16 protein-coding genes and 2 pseudogenes are annotated in these 20,440 nt (G+C 70.4%); 15 read left to right on the top strand and 3 right to left on the bottom strand.

The annotated features are described in order from the left end of the window. The first annotated feature begins 97 nt into the window (after nt 1–97). Nucleotides 98–965 (top strand): annotated as a pseudogene (locus ACIO3R_RS09990) (SDR family NAD(P)-dependent oxidoreductase). 116 nt (nt 966–1,081) lie between these two features. On the opposite strand, the pseudogene ACIO3R_RS09985 reads toward ACIO3R_RS09990, so the two are convergent. Beyond that, a pseudogene (locus ACIO3R_RS09985) lies at nt 1,082–1,756 on the bottom strand (NADPH-dependent F420 reductase); the annotation flags it as partial. 172 nt (nt 1,757–1,928) lie between these two features. Here ACIO3R_RS09985 and ACIO3R_RS09980 point away from each other — a divergent pair. The 4 genes from ACIO3R_RS09980 to ACIO3R_RS09965 all read left to right on the top strand — a co-directional run bounded on the left by ACIO3R_RS09980 (nt 1,929) and on the right by ACIO3R_RS09965 (nt 4,695). Continuing rightward, nucleotides 1,929–2,480, top strand: coding sequence for a glycoside hydrolase family 25 protein (locus ACIO3R_RS09980; protein ID WP_385028755.1), 552 nt, complete (start codon nt 1,929–1,931; stop codon nt 2,478–2,480). 129 nt (nt 2,481–2,609) lie between these two features. Next, the gene (adhP, locus tag ACIO3R_RS09975; protein WP_385028758.1) at nt 2,610–3,635 is read left to right on the top strand and encodes an alcohol dehydrogenase AdhP; all 1,026 of its coding nucleotides are present in this window, start codon (nt 2,610–2,612) and stop codon (nt 3,633–3,635) included. Between the two features lie 284 nt (nt 3,636–3,919). After that, on the top strand, nt 3,920–4,390 hold the full coding sequence (locus ACIO3R_RS09970; protein WP_385028761.1) for a MarR family winged helix-turn-helix transcriptional regulator: 471 nt from the start codon (nt 3,920–3,922) through the stop codon (nt 4,388–4,390). Nucleotides 4,391–4,425: 35 nt separating this feature from the next. Continuing rightward, entirely contained in the window at nt 4,426–4,695 is a 270-nt protein-coding gene (locus tag ACIO3R_RS09965; protein WP_385028764.1) for a hypothetical protein, read from the top strand. 30 nt (nt 4,696–4,725) lie between these two features. On the opposite strand, the gene ACIO3R_RS09960 is transcribed toward ACIO3R_RS09965, so the two are convergent. Next, nucleotides 4,726–5,373, bottom strand: coding sequence for an HD domain-containing protein (locus tag ACIO3R_RS09960; RefSeq protein WP_385028767.1), 648 nt, complete (start codon nt 5,371–5,373; stop codon nt 4,726–4,728). Nucleotides 5,374–5,834: 461 nt separating this feature from the next. Between ACIO3R_RS09960 and chvE the strand changes: the two genes are divergently transcribed. From chvE to ACIO3R_RS09940, 4 genes are all read left to right on the top strand, one after another. Continuing rightward, a complete protein-coding gene (chvE, locus tag ACIO3R_RS09955; protein WP_402104930.1) occupies nt 5,835–6,968 on the top strand; it encodes a multiple monosaccharide ABC transporter substrate-binding protein in 1,134 nt (377 codons plus the stop codon). Further along, on the top strand, nt 6,965–8,536 hold the full coding sequence (gene mmsA, locus ACIO3R_RS09950; protein ID WP_402104928.1) for a multiple monosaccharide ABC transporter ATP-binding protein: 1,572 nt from the start codon (nt 6,965–6,967) through the stop codon (nt 8,534–8,536). Before chvE ends, mmsA begins: the two co-directional genes overlap by 4 nt. A 6-nt stretch (nt 8,537–8,542) precedes the next feature. After that, a complete protein-coding gene (mmsB, locus tag ACIO3R_RS09945; protein ID WP_402104927.1) occupies nt 8,543–9,778 on the top strand; it encodes a multiple monosaccharide ABC transporter permease in 1,236 nt (411 codons plus the stop codon). A 133-nt stretch (nt 9,779–9,911) separates the two neighbouring features. After that, entirely contained in the window at nt 9,912–11,447 is a 1,536-nt protein-coding gene (locus ACIO3R_RS09940) for a carboxylesterase/lipase family protein (protein ID WP_402104925.1), read from the top strand. Between the two features lie 20 nt (nt 11,448–11,467). Here the strand turns inward: ACIO3R_RS09940 and ACIO3R_RS09935 are convergent, their stop codons facing one another. Continuing rightward, entirely contained in the window at nt 11,468–12,547 is a 1,080-nt protein-coding gene (locus tag ACIO3R_RS09935) for an SCO7460 family lipoprotein (protein ID WP_385028779.1), read from the bottom strand. 273 nt (nt 12,548–12,820) lie between these two features. Here ACIO3R_RS09935 and ACIO3R_RS09930 point away from each other — a divergent pair, with 273 nt between their 5' ends. The 6 genes from ACIO3R_RS09930 to ACIO3R_RS09905 all read left to right on the top strand — a co-directional run bounded on the left by ACIO3R_RS09930 (nt 12,821) and on the right by ACIO3R_RS09905 (nt 20,433). Next, the gene (locus tag ACIO3R_RS09930) at nt 12,821–13,975 is read left to right on the top strand and encodes a S1 family peptidase (RefSeq protein WP_402104924.1); all 1,155 of its coding nucleotides are present in this window, start codon (nt 12,821–12,823) and stop codon (nt 13,973–13,975) included. Between the two features lie 581 nt (nt 13,976–14,556). Continuing rightward, nucleotides 14,557–16,047, top strand: coding sequence for a UDP-N-acetylmuramoyl-L-alanyl-D-glutamate--2,6-diaminopimelate ligase (locus ACIO3R_RS09925; RefSeq protein ID WP_402104923.1), 1,491 nt, complete (start codon nt 14,557–14,559; stop codon nt 16,045–16,047). A 296-nt stretch (nt 16,048–16,343) separates the two neighbouring features. Next, nucleotides 16,344–17,315 (top strand): alpha/beta hydrolase, encoded by a 972-nt coding sequence (locus ACIO3R_RS09920; RefSeq protein ID WP_402104921.1) that lies wholly within the window; start codon nt 16,344–16,346, stop codon nt 17,313–17,315. Then, nucleotides 17,308–18,468, top strand: a complete 1,161-nt coding sequence (locus ACIO3R_RS09915; RefSeq protein WP_402104919.1) for an acyltransferase — start codon at nt 17,308–17,310, stop codon at nt 18,466–18,468. The genes ACIO3R_RS09920 and ACIO3R_RS09915 overlap by 8 nt, the downstream gene beginning before the upstream one ends. Before the next feature lie 10 nt (nt 18,469–18,478). Continuing rightward, the gene (locus tag ACIO3R_RS09910; RefSeq protein WP_402104917.1) at nt 18,479–19,768 is read left to right on the top strand and encodes a sensor histidine kinase; all 1,290 of its coding nucleotides are present in this window, start codon (nt 18,479–18,481) and stop codon (nt 19,766–19,768) included. After that, complete coding sequence (locus tag ACIO3R_RS09905) at nt 19,765–20,433, top strand: response regulator (RefSeq protein ID WP_385028795.1); 669 nt, start codon at nt 19,765–19,767, stop codon at nt 20,431–20,433. Before ACIO3R_RS09910 ends, ACIO3R_RS09905 begins: the two co-directional genes overlap by 4 nt. The last annotated feature ends 7 nt before the right edge of the window (nt 20,434–20,440 follow it).

The following is a 20,440-nucleotide window of genomic DNA, read 5'->3' as shown; positions in this document are numbered from 1 at the left end:
GACGTCTACGGCTTCGACCTCGTCCAGGTTTCGGTCCTGTCGCAGGAGGTCGAGGCTGGCTTCCTGTCCACGCAGAGCAGCTTTGAGCCACTACCGGCTGACCGGGCCCGGACACAGCGCGGCGACCCGGGACCGGGCGACGGGCCGCGTCTGGCTGATCACCGGGGCCTCCACCGGATTCCGCCGCGCCCTCGCCGCCCGGGACACCGTCGTTGCCACGGTCCGCAGGCCGGAAGCGCTCGACGACCCCGTCGCCGCACACCCCCGACCGCGCCGTCGCACTTCAGCTGGACGTCACTGACACGGCGCGCATCGCGGACGTCGTCGCGGACACCGTGCTCTGGTACGGGCGGATTGACATGGTGGGCAACAACGCCGGGATGGGGATGATCGGCGCCGTCGAGGAGACGGGTGACCGCGAGCTGCGTGACCTGATGGACCTGCGCTCCTTCGGGCCCGCCGCGCTGGTGCGCGCCGTGCTGCCGTACATGCGCCGCAACGGCTCCGGCGCCGTGGTCCAGACGAGCGGCATGGGCGGCCGCTTCACCTTCCCCGGTGTCGACGGTCGACGACTACTCGGCGACGAAGCTCGCCCTGGGAGGTCGGTCCGAGGCGCTCGCCGACGAGGTGGCCCCGCCCGGGATCAAGGTGCGATCGTCGAGCCCGGATTGTTCGGACCGGGTTCGACGGGGGCGGTGCCCTGCACCAGACCGCTCCGCTCGCCGCTTACGAGGAGACCGTGGGCCCGGTCCGCACCTGTCTGCCCGGCTCCGACGGCAAGCAGTGGGGTGATCGGGACAAGGCGGCCGAGGCCATCCTGACCGCTCTGGCCGCAGAGCACACCCCCGCTCCGGCTGCCCCTCGGCAACGACGCCACGGGCCTGGTCCTCGCCGGCCTCGACGTCTCTCGCGCCGAGGTTCTGACCTGGGAGAAGCTCAGCCGCAGCACCGCATTCGAGGACTGAAGCGCTAATGCCCCCGGTCCGTGGGCGCGGAACAGGGACCCGCACGAGCATGTATCCCGAGATCCCGCAGGCGAGGTCCGGCCCTCACGCCCGGACCTCACACCCCGCGCCCGGCCTCAGGCCCGCCACTCGGCGGTGCGCTCCGGGGACGCCGAGACCAGGGCCTTGTCGATCGCCGCCGCGTCACCCCGGTTGCCGTACACCGGAGTCCCCGGCTGCTGGCGCCACGACGTGTCGAGCCCGCCGGCGTCCACCGTGTCGAAGCCCAGCTCGTCGATCAGCTCACGGACGGTCTCCTTGGCGGCCGTGTCGTCACCGGCCACCGGCAGGGCCTGCCGGTCCGCGGTGCCGGCGGGCCGGCCATGGGTGATGATGTCCTGCGCGTACGTCCCGTTGAAGGCCTTGATGACGGGGTGGCCGATCTGCGTCTCCGTCCAGCGGCTCTCCGGCAGGCCTTCCTCGATAGCGGCGATGCGGCCGTCGCGCTGCGGGTAGTAGTTGCCGGTGTCGATGACCGCGACGCCCTCGACGGCGGCGTCGAGGAAGCCGGCGGGCAGTGCCGGAACGGCCTTGAGCGGAATGGTGACGACCACGACCTGGGCGCCCCGGGCGGCCTCCGCCGCGGTGACCGCGGTGGCGCCGGTCTCCTCGGCCAGCGCGGCGAGCGTCTCCGGGCCGCGTGAGTTGGCGACGGACACCTCATGGCCCAGGCCGGTGAGGCGCCGGGTGAGGTTGCCGCCGATGTTCCCTGCTCCGATGATGCCGATCTTCATGGATCCGACCTTCCGATGGTCCCTGCGCTGCGTGAAATGCTCCCTGCCGGTTCACCAACCCGGCACTGCCCAGAGCTATTCCGGGTGACGAAGAAACGATTCCTCTGCCACTCCGACGGATGGGACCCACAAGTCGCGGGCACTGAACGGATGAAAGCGGAATCACGCGGACCACTTGAAGGCGGTGCCCATGCTCCATGGTGTCGATGTCAGCTCGCATCAGTCGTCCTTCGACACGGCCGGTCTGGACTTTGTCTTCATCAAGGCCACCGAGGGGCGCTCGTACGTCAACCCGCATCTGACCGAGCAGACGAAGCGCGCACGGGACGCGGGCTGCGTCGTCGGCTTCTACCATTTCCTGTGGCCCGGGAACATCACGGCGCAGGCGGAGTACTTCCTGAGCAAGGCGCCGGAGAAGGCGGGGGAGCTGCTGGCCGTCGACTGGGAGGAGAACGGTGAGGGCACCCGTGCGAGCAACGCCGAGAAGGACCGGTTCATCCGCGAGGTCAAACGGCTGCGGCCGCACCACCGGGTCCTGCTGTACTGCAACCGCTACTTCTGGCTGAACCACGACACCACGTCGTACGCCGGGGACGGTCTCTGGATCGCCGACTACGTCACCGCGGGCAAGCCCCGCATCAAGGCCACCTGGCGCATCCACCAGTACACCGACCATCCTCTCGACAAGGATGTCGCGAACTTCTCCTCGCGGTCCGCGATGCGCACCTGGGCGCGGGGGTAACGACCGGGCCGGTAGCGAGAAGGGGCGAGAACCGGCCATCCGAAATACTCTGTTCCGAGGCTTGTGTGCCTGGCGGGCGCGGTTTCGCGCAGGAGGCCGGGTACACCGCACCGAAGCGGAGGAGTACTCATGAGAGCCGCCGTCGTCCGCAGCTTCACCGAGCCTCTCGTCATCGAGGACAGGCCGGTCCCCACCCCGGCCGGACAACAGGTCCTGGTACGCATGGAGGCCTCGGGGCTGTGTCACACCGACATCCATGCGGCCCACGGGGACTGGCCGGTCAAACCGAGTCCGCCCTTCGTCCCCGGCCACGAGGGCATCGGCATCGTCGAGGCGGCCGGCGACCAGGTCACCCATCTCGCGGTGGGGGACCGGGTGGCGATCCCCTGGCTCGGCGAGGCGTGCGGACACTGCGACCACTGCGTCTCCGGCTGGGAGACGCTCTGCCTGGCGCAGCAGAACAGCGGCTACTCGGTCGACGGCAGCCATGCCGAGTACGCCCTCGCCCACGGCACGTACGTCGTGCCCGTGCCCGACGGCGTCGACCCACTGGACGCGGCGCCCCTGACCTGCGCGGGCGTCACCACGTACAAGGCGGTGAAACTCTCCGGGGCGCGTCCGGGGACCCGCGCCCTCGTCTCCGGGATCGGCGGGCTGGGGCACCTCGCCCTCCAGTACGCGCGGATCTTCGGCGCCGAGACCATCGCCGTCGACGTCACCGACGAGAAGCTGGCGCTCGCCCGGGAGCTGGGTGCCGATCATGTCATCGACGCCCGCGTCCAGGACGTCGCGGAGGAGACGCACCGGCTCGGCGGCGCCGACGCAGCCATCTCGCTCGCGGTGAGCAACGAGTCGTTCGGCGCGGCCTACGGTGCGCTGCGCCGGGGCGGCACGCTCGTTCTCGTGGCGCTTCCGGCGGAGGGGAAACTGGAACTCCCGGTCTTCGACACGGTACTGAACGGCACGAAGGTCGTCGGCTCGATCGTCGGGACCCGTGAGGACCTGGCCGAGGTCTTCCGGCTGCACCGGCTCGGCCGCACCCGTGTGGTCCGCGAGAGCCGCGATCTGGCGGACATCAACTCCGCGATCGACGAAGTCCTCAAGGGGAAGGTGTCGGGACGCCTCGTCTTCGACCTCGCCAGCCCGCCGGCGTGACCGTCGGCCCCGGGGCGCCGGGCTCCCGCCATCGGCCCGGTCAGTAGGACTGCAGCTCGATGAGGTGGCCCCCTCGGGGTCCCTTACAGGGGCGGTGCGGGGCCGGGGCCCCCCGGCCGGGGCCCCCGGCCGGGGCTCGCATGTCCCCGCGACCGGAACGGCGTGCTGAGCCAGGCAGCGCGCCGTCCCGGCATCGACGTCCGCGACCCGGCAGACGGACACCGGCGGTGCGACTGCATCCGTAGGTTGTCACCCATCGTTGGTGACGCCCTACGATATAGGTGATGAACACGAACGAGACCCCGCCCAGCCTCCTGGGACTCACGACCTATCTGATGTCCAGGACCGGCAAAGTCGCGCGCGGCCGACTGGCGGCCCGGCTGACGGAGCGCGGGCTGCGGCTCTGGCACATGGCGGTGCTGGCGGCACTGGCCGACTTCGGCCCTCATGTGCAACGGGAGCTGGCGGCCCGGCTCTCGATCGACCGCAGCGACGTCGTGAAGATCGTGGACGACCTGGCCGTCGCCGGACTCGTGGAGCGGGCCCGCGACGCCACCGACCGGCGCCGCGTCACGGTCACCGTGGCGCCGGAGGGCCGTACGCTGCTCGACCGGCTCCACGCGGAGGCGCTCACCATCCAGGACGACCTGCTCGCGCCCCTGACCGTCGCGGAACGTACGCAGCTGGCAGCCCTGTTGAGACGCGTGCACGACCACGTCCAGGACGATGCCGGGGCGCGGCGGCCAGGTCGATGACTGATTCGGGCCCCGTGGTGCGGCAGACTTCTGCGGTGACCACAGCCGCGGCTCAGCCGCCTCGTGACCGTGCGCTCGGGCGCGGTATCTCCACCCTCATCCCGCAGGCCGCGACGGAGTCTCCGGCCGAGCAGGCCGCTGCGGTTCTGACCGCGATGCAGAGCGTTCCGGTCCGTGTCGGTGTGCTCCAGGCGGCGGTGGTGCTGCTGGAGGAGCGGGTGCGTGCGACGAGTGACGAGGCGGAACGCGCGGCGGCCGCGACCACCGTGGCGATGCTCCGCACGGCGATCAGCCAGGCTCGCTGACCCGGCGCGACGGCACCGCGACGGCCCGGCTCATTCCGGCCAGGGCGAGTCGAGGATCGTACGGACGAAATCGCCCCGCTCGAAGCCCGGCACGTAGTGCTCCAGCACATCCGCCTTGACGTTGCCGAACGTCGTCCCCGGCTTCTGGCGGATGCCGTCGGTGAACGCGCCGAGGATGCGTTGCTTGAAATCCGGCCGTGGGTGCAGGGCGACGATCCGGGACCGGTCCTCCTCGGAGATGTCCTGGTAGCCGATGCCGAGTACGTCGTACTCGACCCCGGCGGTCACCAGTGCCACCTCGGGCTCCAGGTACTGCGGGATACCCGGTGTGGTGTGCAGCGCGATGGCGGTCCAGACCCTGCGGACGCTGTCCTCCGGGACGTGGTGCCCCTGGAGGAACCTCCGCGCCTCGTCCGCGCTGTCCACCTCGAAGCGGCGCCCGCTCGTACGGAAGCGCTCACCGAGACCGAGGTCGTGGAACATCGCGCCGATGTAGAGGAGTTCGGGGTCGTAGCCGAGATCGCGGTTGCGGCCCTGGAGTGCCCCGAACCAGAAGACGCGGCGCGAGTGGTGGAAGACGAGTTCGCTCGTGGTGTCCCGGACCAGTTGGGTCGCCTCGCGTGCCAGAGCCGTGTCCGGGACCCGTAGTCCGGCCACGGAAGTGGGTTCGTTGGTCACGGGGTTCACCTGGCTCTCCGGGGCGTATGGCCGACGGACGGTATGGGAGTCCCATCCGTCCGGCGGGCGGTGTGACGAACCGCCCGCACCTCCACCATCCGCGTCCGTCCCGCGGGCCACAACCCGGCGCCGCTCCGGGCGGGCCGCCTGCCGGTGCTCGGACCGGACGGCCGAAAGTCGTTCCTCGGCCGGGGCTGTGATGGCTGTGCCTGCGCGAACCATTGACACCCCTCCCGGCCTCTCACTACCGTCACGCCAGCATTTCGAACGTACGACGAAATATCGAACATCAGTGATGCGGCTGCTTCGCCGTCCGACTCGACAGAGGTGGTCGGAGGTGGCCGTCCGCTGTGCCGAGCGCTCTTCGGCCGCACTGCCCGAACCATGTCCGAAATACCGAACAATCCATGTGGGGCATCCCCGGCCCGCCCAGCCGTTTCCCTCGCACCCGGAGGATCGACATGCGCACCTCACTCACCGCGACCGTTCCGCGTGCCGCACGGACCGCCACGGTCCTCACCGCCCTCGCCCTGTCCGTCACTCTCGCCGCCTGTGGACAGAGCGGCGAGGGCGGCAGCAAGGAGAAGGAGTCGGGCGGTAAGGGCTCCACCATTGGAATCGCCATGCCGACCAAGTCGTCGGAACGCTGGATAGCCGACGGCAAGAACATGGCTGCCGAGTTCAAGAGGCTCGGCTACAAGACGAATCTGCAGTACGGCGAGGACGGCGTCGACCAGCAGGTCTCCCAGATCGAGAACATGATCACGAAGGGGGTGGACGTCCTCGTCGTCGCCGCCATCGACGGCCGCGCACTCAGCGACGTACTGCACCAGGCGGGGGAGCAGGGCATCAAGGTCATCTCGTACGACCGGCTCATCCTCGGCACCCCGGACGTCGACTACTACGCCTCCTTCGACAACGAGAAGGTCGGCGAGCTCCAGGCCGGTTACATCCTCGACAAGCTCGGGCTGAAGTCCGGCAGTGAGAAGGGCCCGTTCAACATCGAGCTGTTCGCCGGATCCCCGGACGACAACAACACGCGCTACTTCTTCCAGGGCGCCTGGAAGACCCTCAAGCCCTACATCGACAAGAAGCAACTGGTCGTCCGCAGCAAGCAGACCGAGCTCGACCAGATCACCACCCTGCGCTGGGACGGCGGCACCGCCCAGAGGCGTATGGACGACCTCCTGACGAGCGCCTACTCCTCCGCCCAGGTCGATGCCGTGCTCTCCCCGTACGACGGCATCTCGATCGGCGTCATCTCGTCCCTGAAGTCGGACGGGTACGGCACCGGCGCCAAGCCGTACCCCGTCGTCACCGGCCAGGACGCCGAGGTCGCCTCCGTGAAGTCGATCATCGCGGGACAGCAGACACAGACCGTCTACAAGGACACCCGCGCCCTGGCCAAACAGGCGGTCCAGATGGCCGACGCCGTACTCAACGACAAGAAGCCCGAGGTCAACGACACCAAGACGTACGACAACGAGAAGAAGGTCGTGCCGGCCTTCCTCCTCGACCCGGTGAGCGTCGACAAGAGCAACTACCGTGCCCAGCTGGTCGATTCCGGCTACATCAAGGCGAGCGACCTCCGATGACAGGCACCACGGAGGGCCCGGCGGCAGGGCCCGCCCCGGTCCTGGAGATGCGGTCCATCGTCAAGACGTTCCCCGGCGTCAAGGCACTCTCCGACGTCTCCCTGACCGTCGCCGAGGGGGAGGTGCACGCCATCTGCGGGGAGAACGGCGCCGGGAAGTCGACCCTGATGAAGGTCCTCAGCGGAGTGCATCCGCACGGCAGCTACGAGGGCGAGATCCGCCTCCGGGGCGAGGACTGCGCGTTCAAGGACATCCGGGCGAGCGAGGCGCGCGGCATCGTGATCATCCACCAGGAACTCGCCCTGGTGCCGTACCTCTCCATCGCGGAGAACATCTTCCTCGGCAACGAACACGCCCCACGCGGCTTCATCCGCTGGAACGAGACGCTGCGCCACGCGGCTGACCTCCTCGACCGGGTCGGCCTGCGGGAGAATCCGCAGACCAGGGTCGCGGACATCGGAGTCGGCAAGCAGCAACTCGTCGAAATAGCCAAGGCCCTGGCCAAGAAGGTCGAGCTGCTGATCCTGGACGAGCCGACCGCCGCGCTGAACGACGAGGACAGTGCCCAGCTCATCACCCTCATCAAGGAACTGAAGAGCCAGGGAATCTCCTCGATCATCATCTCGCACAAGCTCGGCGAGATCGCCGCGGTCGCCGACTCCGTCACCGTGCTGCGCGACGGCCGGACCGTCGAAACCCTCGACGTACACGCCGAATCGACCACCGAGGCCCGCATCATCCGGGGCATGGTCGGCCGCGAACTGGACAGCCGCTTCCCCGAACGGACCCCGTACGAAGGGGAGCCGGGGGCCCACCCCGCCCTGGAGATCCGCGACTGGACCGTCCACCACCCGATCGACCGGCACCGCAAGGTCGTCGACCACGTCTCCGTACGGGCCCGGCGCGGGGAGATCGTCGGCCTCGCCGGACTGATGGGCGCCGGCCGCACCGAACTGGCCATGAGCGTCTTCGGCCGCAGCTACGGGACAGACATCAGCGGCACGGTCCTCAAGGACGGCCGGGAGATCCGGACCCGCACCGTCTCCGAAGCGGTCCGCCACAAGATCGCCTACGTCACCGAGGACCGCAAGCAGTACGGGCTCAACCTCATCGACACCATCGGCCGCAACATCAGCCTCGCCGCCCTGGGCAAGGTGTCACGGCGCGGGATCGTCGACGAGCACGAGGAGACCCGGGTCGCCGAGTCGTACCGCACCTCCATGAACATCAAGGCCCCCACCGTCTTCGAGCAGACCGGCCGACTCTCCGGAGGCAACCAGCAGAAGGTCGTCCTCAGCAAATGGATCTTCGCCGGTCCGGACGTCCTCATCCTCGACGAACCCACCCGCGGGATCGACGTCGGCGCGAAGTACGAGATCTACACCGTCATCGACCGGCTCGCCGCCCAGGGCAAGGCCGTCGTGCTCATCTCCTCCGAACTCCCCGAACTCCTCGGCATGTGCGACCGCATCTACACCATGTCGGCCGGCCGGCTCACCGGCGAAGTCCCGCGCGCGCAGGCCACCCAGGAGATCCTCATGCGCCATATGACCAGCGACAAGAGGTAGCAGGAAATGGCCCAGACCCCCACCGCCACCCCAAAGCGCACCGACAGGGCGGCCGCCGCCCCCTCCGTGGCGACCGGCACGGTCCTGCTGGACGCGGTCCGCCGCAACACGCGGCAGTACGGGATGCTCATCGCCCTCGGACTGATCGTCGTGCTCTTCGGGATATGGACCGACGGCGTCCTGCTCAAGCCGAACAACGTCACCAACCTCGTCCTCCAGAACAGCTACATCCTGGTCCTGGCCATCGGCATGATGATCGTCATCATCGCCGGGCACATCGACCTCTCGGTCGGCTCGCTGGCCGCCTTCGTCTCCGCCGCCTGCGCCGTGATGATGGTCGAGCACGACGTGCCCTGGGTGCTCGCACTCGTTCTCGGCCTCGCCCTCGGGGCGGTCGCGGGCGCCTGGCAGGGCTTCTGGATCGCGTACGTCGGCATCCCCTCGTTCATCGTGACGCTGGCCGGGATGCTGCTGTTCCGCGGCGGAACGCAGATCCTCCTGGGCAGCCGCTCGCTCGGCCCGATCCCCGACGGCTTCCAGAAGATCTCCACCGGATACCTCCCGGAGGCCGGACCGCACACCGACTATCACAACCTCACCCTGCTCCTCGGGCTCGCGCTGCTGGCCTTCGCCCTGCTCCAGGAGGTCCGCGACCGACGCCGTCAGAAGCGCTACGAACTCGACGTCCTGCCCCGGAACCTCTTCCTCGCCAAGTGCGCGGCCATGGCGGCGGCCGTACTCGCGTTCACCATGACCCTGGCCAGTTACCGCGGTGTCCCGGTGGTGCTGCTCCTGCTCGCCGCCCTGCTGATCGGGTTCGGCTACGTGATGCGCAACGCGGTGATCGGCCGTCATGTGTACGCACTCGGCGGCAACCGCGCCGCGGCGAAGCTGTCCGGCGTCAAGGACCAGCGCGTCACGTTCCTCGTGTTCGTGAACATGGGCGTGCTCGCCGCACTCGCGGGCGCCGTCTACGCGGCCCGCCTCGGCGCCGGCGTGCCTCAGGCCGGCACCAACTTCGAACTGGAGGCCATCGCCGCCGCGTTCATCGGCGGCGCCTCCATGAGCGGCGGCGTCGGCACGGTCTTCGGCGCCGTCATCGGCGGCCTCGTGCTCGGCGTGCTGAACAACGGTATGTCGCTGGTGGGCATCGGCACCGACTACCAGCAGGTCATCAAGGGACTCGTGCTCCTCGCCGCAGTCGGCTTCGACGTCTGCAACAAACGCAAGGCCGGCTCGTGACCACTCGTCCCCGGACGGCGGCCCGGCGCCCTCCTCGCGGTGACGAGCATTTCGGTGGCGCCGCGACCAGGGGCTCTGCGATCCTGCTCACCGCGCCCGGCAGGGGCGGTGAGCGAAGGACGGCAGAGCAGCCTTGACGAGAGTCTTCGACACGACATGCGGTCAGGTACGGGGAAGCGCCCCGGACCGGGGTGTCGTCGCCGTCCTCGGCATTCCGTACGCCGAGCCGCCGTTCGGAGCGGACCGGTTCCTGGCACCACGCCCCCGCCGCCCCTGGGCGGGCATCCGCGACTGCGTGGACTTCGGGCCCGTCCCACCGCAGTCGGCGCAGTTGCCGGGAGCCCCGAGCTGGTCGCCCGGTGACGAGGACGTCCTCAGCCTCAACATCTGGACCCCGGCCGCGGGCAGCGCCGCCCCCGGCCACCCGCGGCCGGTGCTCGTCTGGATCCACGGCGGCGCCTACACCTTCGGGTCCGGTGCGCAGCCCGACTTCGACGGCGCCGCGCTCGCCCGCGCAGGCCTGGTCGTCGTCACGCTCAACTACCGCCTCGGCTTCGAAGGCTTCGGCCACGTCCCGGCCGACGGCGATGCCCCCTGCCCGCCCAACCGCGGGCTGCTCGACCAGGTCGCCGCCCTGACGTGGGTGCGCCGCAACATCGCCGCCTTCGGCGGGGACCCGGGAAACGTCACCGTGGCAGGGCAGTCCTCCGGAGCGACGTCGGTGGCCTGCCTGATGGTCATGGACGGCGCGCGGGGGCTGTTCCGCCGCGCGATAGCGCACAGTGCGGTCGGCCCCTGCTACTCACCGGAACTCGCCGGACACCTCATGGAGAAGGTGGCCGTCGAGGCGGCGGTCCCCGCGACGCGCGCCGGACTCACAGCCGCCTCGCCGCAGACGCTGGTGAAGGCATCCGACGCCGTCGTGGACGGATACCGGCGGAACCCGCATTCAGGACGCCACCACTGGGACCCGGTCATCTACGGCCCGGTCGCCGACGGAGTGCACCTGCGCGCCGACCCGCTCGCCGCCCTCGCCGACGGGGCGGCCTCCGGCATCGACCTGCTCGTCTGCCACACCACCCAGGAGTACTGGCTGCTGGACGCCGTCGGCAGCAGCGCGAAGGTCACCACGGAGGAACAGCTGAACCGCTTCGCCGCGGACTTCGGGCTCCCGGACTCCTTGACGCGGGGCTACCGCGGGCTCATGCCCGAAGCCCCCGTGGGCGACGTCCACCTCGCCCTGTACGGAGACCTGATGTTCGGCGAGTACAGCAGCCGGCTCGCCGACGCCCACACACGGGCCGGCGGGCGCACCTTCCTGTCCCGCTTCGCACGGCAGCGGGGCGGATCGCAGCCGGTCGCGTACGCCTGGCACTGCGCGGACGTCCCGTTCGCCTTCGGGAACCTCGGCGAGGAGAGTGTCCGGTTCCTGACCGGTGGCGCGCCGACGGCCGCGGATCACCACCTCTCGGACCGGATGGCCGCCGCCTGGGCCGGATTCGCCGCCACCGGCGAACCGGGGTGGGAGCCGCCCGGCGCCTCCGGCGGCCCGGTCCGGACCTGGGAGACAACGGACACCAGCAGGGCACCGGCCCCTGGCCACTGGTCGGACAGCGGTACGGTCCGCGCACTGTGGCGGAGCTTCGGCTACCGGCCCCTGCGGCCGTGACACGATGCGCCCGGCGGCCCTTACAGGGGCGGCAGCCGCAACGGCCCCCTGCCCTCCCGCACCTTGCCGGCCGGCCGCACCTCGCCCACCGGCTCGCCCCGCGCATCCGTCGTCACCACCACGGCCCGGTCGCCCAGGCACCGCTTCTCGCCGTCCGGCCGCTCGCAGTAGAGCACGTACCCGGTGAGCCGGTCGACCGTTCCCGGTTCCAGCCTCCACACCCCCTGGTACGCGCTCATCTGCACATTCGGGTATGACGCCCGGAGCCGCGCCCTCACCGCGGCCCCGACGGTCGCGGCGAACTTCTGCCGTGTCTCGAAGGGCTGGACGATCCGGGCGCTGCCCGTGGTGTCGATGCGCCCCTGCGAAGCGGAGTAGCTCGCGACGAAGTACGGACGCGACTGCAAGGCGGCCAGCAGACGTGTTTCGCTCAGCCGCATCGCGGTCGGCTGCGACTTCTTGCCCGCCGGGCGGCGCCTGGCGACGGCGGGGGAGACGATGTTCACCGAAGCCCCCCGCGCGTGCGCGGTCCCACCGCTGCGCCCGTCCGCCTCCACCCAGCGCCGGACGCAGGAGCCGATGTCATCGAGCACGCGTGACACGGTGGCGTTGGCCGGCGAGGCCACGATCCACGGGGCTCCGGACGAGGGTTCCACCCCGATCACCTCGTGGCCGCAGCTCCTGAACGTACGGGTGAGGAGCCGCAGCCGGGCTGCTTCGGACCGGCCCCGTCCGATCGCGTCGGCGAGGACTTTCCGGCAGTCATGCGTATTGCACGTTCCGGCCTCGGCGTCGACGCGGATCCGGACGACCGCGTCGGGGTCGCCGGTCACGGAGAAGGCGACCTCCGAGCCGCCCGCCTGCGGGAACAGCTTGTGCACCTCGACCACTCGGAGCACTCCCGGGTAGTACTCGTCGGCCAGCGTCTCGGCGAACCGGCGGTCCTCCTTCGTGCTCAGCGTTCCGCAGCCGCCGAGCACGAGCGCGACCGAGCACATCAGGGCACCGGTCAGCCCGGCTCCGAGCCTGCGCGGCGTTCCCGACGAACCGCGCCCCGACGAACCGCGTCCCCATGACCCGTCTCCCCACGATCTGTGCATATCCGCTCTCCTCGCCCCGCCCGCCCCGAACGGCACCCTCCGGCGCCGCCCCGTTGTTCATCTGACGTGACCGTAGGGCGAGTTCGGGGCCACAGGATGAGTACGCCTACTCAACGGGTGAGCCCGACCGGCCACTCATGCATTGGCATGGACCTGCAAACGACTCTGGGCTACAGTCCGGAGCGGCACACTCTGAGAGCGCTCTCAGGAGACGTCTCCCGGACGCCTGCTGTTCCTCCCCCACTTCGCCGGAACAACAGAAGGGCCAATGCCTTGAGACGCATCACAGCTCTGCGAACCGCTCTGTCCGCCGTGCTCCTCGTCGGAGCCTGGGCGGGCGCGGGCTTCCCCTCCGCCTCCGCCGCAGACACCCCCGCCACCGTCTCCGACGCCCCTCCGGCGTCCGCCGGACTGCTCGCCGCCATGCAGAAGGACTTCGGACTGACGGAAAGTCAGGCCAGGGCGAGGCTGTCCGCGGAGAAGACGGCGACCGCGATACAGGGAAAGGCGAAGCGCGCCGCCGGAGCCGCGTACGGCGGCTCCTGGATCGACCAGTCGACGGGCGGCCTCACCGTGGCCGTCACCAGCGACAAGCAGAAAGCGGCCGTACGGGCGACCGGCGCGGCCGTACGCCTGGTCACCCACACCGCGCGGCGGCTCGACACCGTCAAGGCCCGGATCGACAAGCTCGACGCGCCCGACGGGGTCAGCAGCTGGCACGTCGACCCCGAGGCCAACAAGGTCGTCGTGAACGTTGTCGCCTCTGCGCAGGATGACAACGATGTCCGCAAGTTCGTCGAGCGGGCCCGCGCGGCCGGACCGGTCGTCGTCGAGCAGACCGCCCAGGCACCGCGGACCTTCGCCGCCGGGACCGTGGGCGGCGACCCGTACTACACGGGCAACGTACGGTGCTCCATCGGCTTCTCCGTGTACGGCGGCTTCGTCACCGCCGGACACTGCGGACAGGCGGGTGGGGGCGTCAGCGGATGGGACGGCTCCGCCATCGGCAACTTCCAGGGCTCGTCCTTCCCCGGCGACGACTACGCCTGGGTGAGCGTGGGCAACGGCTGGTGGACCGTCCCCGTGGTCCTCGGCTGGGGCACCGTCTCGGACCAGCTCGTACGCGGCTCCGCCGTGGCCCCCATCGGTGCCTCGATATGCCGCTCCGGATCCACCTCCCACTGGCACTGCGGCAACGTACTGGCCACCAACGAGACGGTGAACTACAGCCAGGGCGCCGTCTACCAGATGACCAAGACCAGCGTGTGCGCGGAGCCGGGCGACTCGGGCGGCTCCTTCATCAGCGGCGACCAGGCACAGGGAGTCACCTCGGGCGGCTGGGGCGACTGCACCTCGGGTGGCGAGACCTGGCACCAGCCGATCAACGAGATCCTGAACCGCTACGGGCTGACGCTCCACACGGCGTGAGCGCCGAGATCCTGAACCGGTACGGGCCGGCGCACCACACGGCCTGACCACCACCACCGGTCCCGAGGGCCTGCCGCGCGGAGCTCACCGCTTCCGCGCGACAGGCCTTCGCACGCCACCGGCCTCCCCGGCGGACGCCGCCGCGCACGTTCCCGCACGACCGGTACGCGCCCCACTCGCGCCCCCGCCGGGATACCCCCTGCCCCCGGCCGGCACGACGACGGGGACCCGGCGCGGCCCCCGGGACGTACACTCCACTCATGGGCCATACAGACGCGGTGAGGGAGTGCCTGGGACAGGCACCTCACCTGCTGTGCCCCGCCGCCCCCCAGGCGCGATGCCGCGCCCTGCACGGGCACGGCTGACCAGGACCCAACAGCCGGCCGCGCCGCGACGCCATTCCGCTTCCGGCCGTGCCCGCCCCTCCGTCATCGGAGTTCTTCCGCCACCGGAGTTCTTTCACCGCCTTCGCTGCACAACACGGCAGCACCCCACACCATGCGCAGCTCCTGCGGCGCGCCGTCGGCAACCCCGCGGCGGCGGCCGCCGGGTGGCGAGCCGCATTTTCGAGAGGACCCTGCATGAAACTGAGGGAGTTGCTGGCCGGGCACGATCACGAGGTCCTCCTCGGCGATCCGGAGACCCCGATCACCGCCGGAGCATGCTTCGACGCCCACCGCGTGACACCGGGTTCGCTGTACATCGCCGTACCCGGCCACCGTGAGGGCGGTCCCGAGGCCGTCGGCCCGGCGCTGGCGCGGGGCGCCGTGGCCGTGCTGGTCGACAGCGAGGCACCGGAGATCCTCGCGGCGGTGCGGGCATCGCCCGACGGCGCGTGCGTGGTGCGGGTGGCGGACACCCGGACGGCAGCGGCGGTCGTCACCTCCCGCTACCACGGGGAACCCGGCCGGACCATGGACATGGTGGCCGTCACCGGCACCAACGGAAAGACCTCGGTCTCGTACATGGTCGAATCCGTACTCAAGATCGCCGAGGGCGCGCGAGTCGGAGTGATCGGCACCGCAGGAAGCCGGATCGGTGACGAACTCATCCCGATGCCGCGTTCCGTCCTGACCACCCCCGAGTCACCGGACTTCCAGTACCTCCTGGCGCACATGCGCGACCACGAGGTCGGCACGGTCGTCCTGGAGGCCACCTCGATGGGCCTGCTGCACCACCGGGTGGACCGCGCCTTCCTCGACGTGGGCATCTTCACCAACCTCACGCAGGACCACCTGGACGACCACGGCACCATGGAGAACTACCGCGACGCCAAGCTCCGCCTCTTCCAGGGGCTGTGCCGGAGCGCCGTGGTCAACGCGGACGACCCGGTGGGCGCGGCCATCGCCCCGTCGATGCCGGGCATGGTCACCACGTACGGCATCGACGCCGAGGCCGACTACCGGGCCACGGACCTGAGCATGAACGCCTTCGGCACCCGCTTCACCCTCCACCACGAGGGCAGCAAGTACCCGGCGGCGATCCCGGTCCCCGGACGGTTCTCCGTGTCCAACGCGCTGGCCTCCGTGGCGGCCTGCCACCTCCTGGGCCACGACCTCGCCGGACTGGTGGCCGCACTCGACCGGATGCCTCCGGTGCCCGGCCGGCTGGAACGCTTCGAGACTCCGCGCGGCACCGCGGTGATCGTGGACTACGCCCATTCCCCGGACTCCCTGGACAAGGTCCTCAGCGCGGTCCGGGACTTCTCGCGGGGCCGGGTCATCACCGTCTTCGGCTGCGGCGGAGACCGGGACGTCACCAAGCGTGCCCAGATGGGTGAGATCGCCGGGACCCGCTCCGACCTGTGCGTCCTGACGTCGGACAACCCCAGGAACGAGGACCCCGAAGCGATCATGGACCAGATCGCCCCGGGTCTGGAGGGCAGCGGAACCAGGTTCGAACGCTACGCGGACCGGCGCTCCGCGATCGCCTTCGCCCTGGAGTCCGCCGGACCCGACGACATCGTGCTGGTGGCGGGAAAGGGCAGCGAGCCGTACCAGATCGTCGGCGAACAGCTCATCCCGTTCAGTGACATGGCGACAGTGCGCGAGATCGCCGCCCTGCAGGTCTGACAGCCGGCGCTCTGCGACCGCCGCGGAGCGCCACCTCCCCGCAGGGCGTCAGCCCCGGCCCTGGATCGGTGAGCGGCACGCTGCCACCCGGGCAGTACGCAGCTCTCGCTGGTGGGCAGACCCATGACGCCCGTCCGCGGGCCTGCCGGCCGCCCATTCCGGAACCACAGCCCTACGCGTAGTACTTCGGAGCTACACGACAGGTGTGCCCCACGGGGGGACTCCGACTACAGAGCGCAGTTCATACCTTCCTTCCGGAAGCACGAAGCACATCCGGAAGGAAGGACGCACCCCCCATGCCCGCTCGCTCCCGCAACAGCCGGCTGCGCCGGACCCTGTTGGCCGCGCTCGTCGTCACCTCGGTCGCCGCGCCCGTGTCCGGGGCCGCCGGTCCCGCAGCCGTACCGGCACCCGCTCCGGCCGAGTTCGCCCCGCTGCGGGACGCCACGCAGGCCGCTCTCGACGCCCGCTACGCCGCCACGCGCCACGGCATCCTGGCAGCCGAGCGCATGGCCGCGGGCCACGGCGACCGGAAACGGGCTGCCGCACTGCGCGGGATGGCGGACCCCCGCCGCCACTTCCTTCTCTTCGACGGCCGCGACGGCGGCCGGACCGCCGAGGTCTTCGGAGACCTGGCACAGGCCGAGCGGATCGCCGTACTGGTGCCCGGCGCCGACACCAACCTCGACAGGTACTGGCGCCTGACGAACGATTCCGCCTCCCTGCGAAGGGAGTTGGGCCCGAAGTCCGCCGTCGTCGCGTGGCTCGGCTACGAAACGCCGGCCACGTTGAGCCCGGCGGCCCTCACCACCGGTCGAGCCGACGCGGCGGCACCCGGGCTCCGACGGTTCACGCACGACCTGCACACCGCCGGACCGGCCGCCAGGCTCTCCCTGCTCTGCCACTCCTACGGCTCGGTCGTCTGCGCTCGGGCCGCGCCCGGTCTGCGGGACGTGGCCGCCCTCGTCCTCTACGCGAGCCCCGGCACCGGAGCCGACAACGTCCACGCGCTGCACACACGTGCCACCGTCTGGGCCGGCCGGGGTGCGGACGACTGGATCGCCGGCATTCCGCACACCCGTCTGCGCCTCCCCTTCGTCTCCATAGGCTTCGGAACAGACCCGGTGTCACGGAATTTCGGAGCCCACACCTTCGACGCGGGCACCGGCGGACACAGCGACTACCTCAGGCCCGGTTCCCGGTCCCTGAGGAACATCGCCCGCATCGTCGCGGGCACGGCGCCCTCAGGGAGCGGCCGTCATGCGTGAACTCATCCAGCGGATCGACGCCGCGACCCCGCACCACCGCGACCGGTCCCTCGACGCGCTGCGTGCCCTCGCCATCCTGGGAGTCGTGCTCGGCCACTGGCTGGTGACCGCTCTGGTCGTCGACAGCGGCACGGTCCATGTCGCCAGCCCGCTCCAGCACATGCCCGAACTCGCCCCGGTGTCCTGGGTATTCCAGACACTCGCGGTGTTCTTTCTGGTGGGCGGACAGGTAGCGGCCAGGAGCTATGCGTCGGCCCTCGCCCGGGGCACCACGTACAGCCGCTGGCTCGGTGCCAGGACCGGCCGGCTGTTCCGGCCGGTCGCGGCGCTGCTGGTGGTCTGGGCCGTGACGGCGGGCACGATGCTCGCCTCCGGAGTCGGCTACGACAACCTGCACGCCCTGCTGAGACTCGTCCTCTCACCCCTGTGGTTCCTGCTGGTCTTCGCCGCGCTCACCGCCCTGACACCACTCGTCGCCCGGCTCCACCCGCTGTGGCCCGTCGTCGTGGTCGTCCACGTCGACATCATCCGGCTCGGGCTCGACGGGCCCGCCCGGCTCGGCTGGATCAATGTGGCCGCGGGCTGGCTCGTCCCGTACTGCCTCGGCGCGGCTTGGGCCCGCGGTGACCTGAGGTCCCGCACGACCGGCTGGATCCTGCTCATCGGCGGCGCGGCGGCCACCGCCCTGCTGGTCCTCCTCGCCGGATACCCCGCGGCCATGGTCGGCGTACCGGGCGCCGGTATCTCCAATCTCAACCCGCCCACCCTGGCCGCGGTCACCTTCGGACTCGCCCAGTGCGGGGCGGCACTGCTCCTGCTCGGGCCGCTGGGGCGGGTACTCCTGAAGCCTGCCGCATGGGCGGCGGTGGCCCTGGTCAACCTCAGCGCCATGACCGTCTTCCTCTGGCACCAGACGGCGTTGATGGCGGTTACCGCGACCGGCCTTCTCACCGGCCGCGCACTGCCCGGCCTGCACACGCGTCCGGACGGGATGCAGTGGATCGTTTCCCGGCTCCTCTGGCTACCGGCCTTCGCCGTCGCGCTGACCGTGTGCTGGGCGGCGTTCAGATCGTACGAACAGCGCAGGCGGGGACGCACCACAGTGGTGAGGGAAGCACGCCCCAGCCGGACCGGTGAGGCTCACCGTGCATAAAGTGACAGCCATGCGTAGGCGATGGGCTCGGTCCGGGGCACTGCTGACAGGGCGTCTGAAGGCACTCCCGCGCAGCGTCGCCCACGATCTGTGGACCACGGCCGGTGACCCACCGCCCCGTCCGGACCGGCCCGGACTGCACGACTGGCTCCCGGCCCTCCTGGTGCCACTCGTGCTGTGCACGGTGCCAATCGCGGCCTTCAGCATGAACACCCTCGCGTGGCAGTACGGGCTGGGCCCCCGGAGCGCAGTTCTCCTCGGCGGGATTCAGTCCGCGGCACTCATCGCCGCCCTGTACCGGCCGGTGCCCGCCTGGTGGGTGGTGACCACCGTCATGATCATTGTCACGCTGACCGCGAGATTCCAGGGCGCCGACGCCGCGCTTCCCTGGACCTGGCCCGGAATCGTCGTACAGGCAGGGGTACTGCTCATGATGGCGTTGCGGCTGCGCCCCCGGATCGCCGTCGAAGCACTCACCCTCAGTGTTCTGGCGGGCCTGGCCTGCGCCCCGTACGGCTTGGTGGATCCCACCGGCGACACAGGCGTCGCCGTGACCGTCCTCACCACGGCCGTCGTGGTCGGCGCCGCACTGCGCGGCCGTCAGGTCGCCCGCACCGAACTCGTCGTGCAGGAGGAACGCACCGCCGAGGAACGCAGTCGCCGCACTCTCCTGGAGGAGCGCAGCCGCATCGCCCGCGAGCTCCACGACGTCGTCGCCCACCACATGTCGGTGATCTCCATCCAGGCCCAGGTCGCCCCGCACCTGGTGGATGATCCGTCCGACGAGCTCAGGGAGAACCTCGCGGGTATCCGGGAGAACGCAGTCGACGCGCTCACCGAACTGCGCCGCGTTCTCGGCGTGCTCCGCTCCGAGGACGCCCGGTCCGCCGAGGCGCGGCACACGCCCCAGCCCACCCTCGACCGCCTGCCCGAACTGATCGACAATGTACGAGGAGCCGGCCTCAGGGTCACCACGGCCATCACAGGAACCCGCAGACCCGTCCCACCCGGCGTCGCGCTCTCCGCCTTTCGCATCGTGCAGGAATCCCTGAGCAACGCCATGCGGCACGCGCCCGGAGCAGCGGTGAGCGTCCGGATTGCGTACCGGCCGAACTGCATCACCGTCCGGATCACCAACACCGCGCCGGACACCCCGGCCCCGCCCCCGCGCGACATCGGCCACGGACTGCTCGGTATGCGTGAACGCACCGCCATGCTGTCCGGGGACTTCGCCAACGGGACTACCCCTGACGGCGGTTACGAGGTAGTGGCGATACTTCCGCTGGAGGAACCCGTATGACCATTCGTGTTGTCATCGCCGACGACCAGATGATGGTCCGCCAGGGATTCACGGTCCTGCTCGACGCCGAGCCCGGGATCGAGGTCGTCGGCCAGGCGGTCGACGGCCTGGACGCGGTGGCCAAGGTCGCCGCACTCACGCCGGACGTCGTGCTGATGGACATCCGTATGCCCGGGATCGGCGGCATCGAGGCTACGCGCCGCATCACCGAGCCCGCGGGGTCCACGGTCAGGGTTCTCGTCCTGACCACATTCGACCTCGACGAGTACGTGTACGAAGCGCTGCGTGCGGGTGCCTCCGGATTCCTCCTCAAGGACGCCTCAGTGGCCGAACTGGCGCAGGCCGTAAGGGTAGTGGCGGCGGGCGACGCCCTCCTCGCGCCGAACATCACCAAGCGGGTCATCGCCGAGTTCTCCCGAGTCACCCGGACACCCCGGATTCCGGAAAGGGGCCGCGCGGGCGTCCTGACGGAACGCGAGACCGAGGTACTGGGACTCGTCGCGCAGGGGCTCTCGAACGCCGAGATAGCTGCGTATCTGGTGGTCGCGGAACAGACGGTCAAGACCCACGTCGGCCGGATCCTGGGCAAGCTGGGACTCCGGGACAGGACCCAGGCCGCGGTGTTCGCCTATGAGAGCGGCCTGATACGCCCTGCCGGCTACTGAACCCGGG

The sequence above is a fragment of the Streptomyces sp. NPDC087428 genome, assembly GCF_044744085.1.
Lineage (GTDB): Bacteria > Actinomycetota > Actinomycetes > Streptomycetales > Streptomycetaceae > Streptomyces.
The sequence above is the reverse complement of the archived record's forward strand: the minus strand, read 5'-3'. Positions and strand labels throughout refer to the sequence as shown.

Coding starts and splice junctions, on each gene's coding strand:
- ACIO3R_RS09980 (WP_385028755.1), top strand. CDS start 1,929: ATGCTCCATGGTGTCGATGTCAGCTCGCATCAGTCGTCCTTCGACACG.
- adhP (WP_385028758.1), top strand. CDS start 2,610: ATGAGAGCCGCCGTCGTCCGCAGCTTCACCGAGCCTCTCGTCATCGAG.
- ACIO3R_RS09970 (WP_385028761.1), top strand. CDS start 3,920: ATGAACACGAACGAGACCCCGCCCAGCCTCCTGGGACTCACGACCTAT.
- chvE (WP_402104930.1), top strand. CDS start 5,835: ATGCGCACCTCACTCACCGCGACCGTTCCGCGTGCCGCACGGACCGCC.
- mmsA (WP_402104928.1), top strand. CDS start 6,965: ATGACAGGCACCACGGAGGGCCCGGCGGCAGGGCCCGCCCCGGTCCTG.
- mmsB (WP_402104927.1), top strand. CDS start 8,543: ATGGCCCAGACCCCCACCGCCACCCCAAAGCGCACCGACAGGGCGGCC.
- ACIO3R_RS09935 (WP_385028779.1), bottom strand. CDS start 12,547: ATGCACAGATCGTGGGGAGACGGGTCATGGGGACGCGGTTCGTCGGGG.
- ACIO3R_RS09925 (WP_402104923.1), top strand. CDS start 14,557: ATGAAACTGAGGGAGTTGCTGGCCGGGCACGATCACGAGGTCCTCCTC.
- ACIO3R_RS09920 (WP_402104921.1), top strand. CDS start 16,344: ATGCCCGCTCGCTCCCGCAACAGCCGGCTGCGCCGGACCCTGTTGGCC.
- ACIO3R_RS09915 (WP_402104919.1), top strand. CDS start 17,308: ATGCGTGAACTCATCCAGCGGATCGACGCCGCGACCCCGCACCACCGC.
- ACIO3R_RS09910 (WP_402104917.1), top strand. CDS start 18,479: ATGCGTAGGCGATGGGCTCGGTCCGGGGCACTGCTGACAGGGCGTCTG.
- ACIO3R_RS09905 (WP_385028795.1), top strand. CDS start 19,765: ATGACCATTCGTGTTGTCATCGCCGACGACCAGATGATGGTCCGCCAG.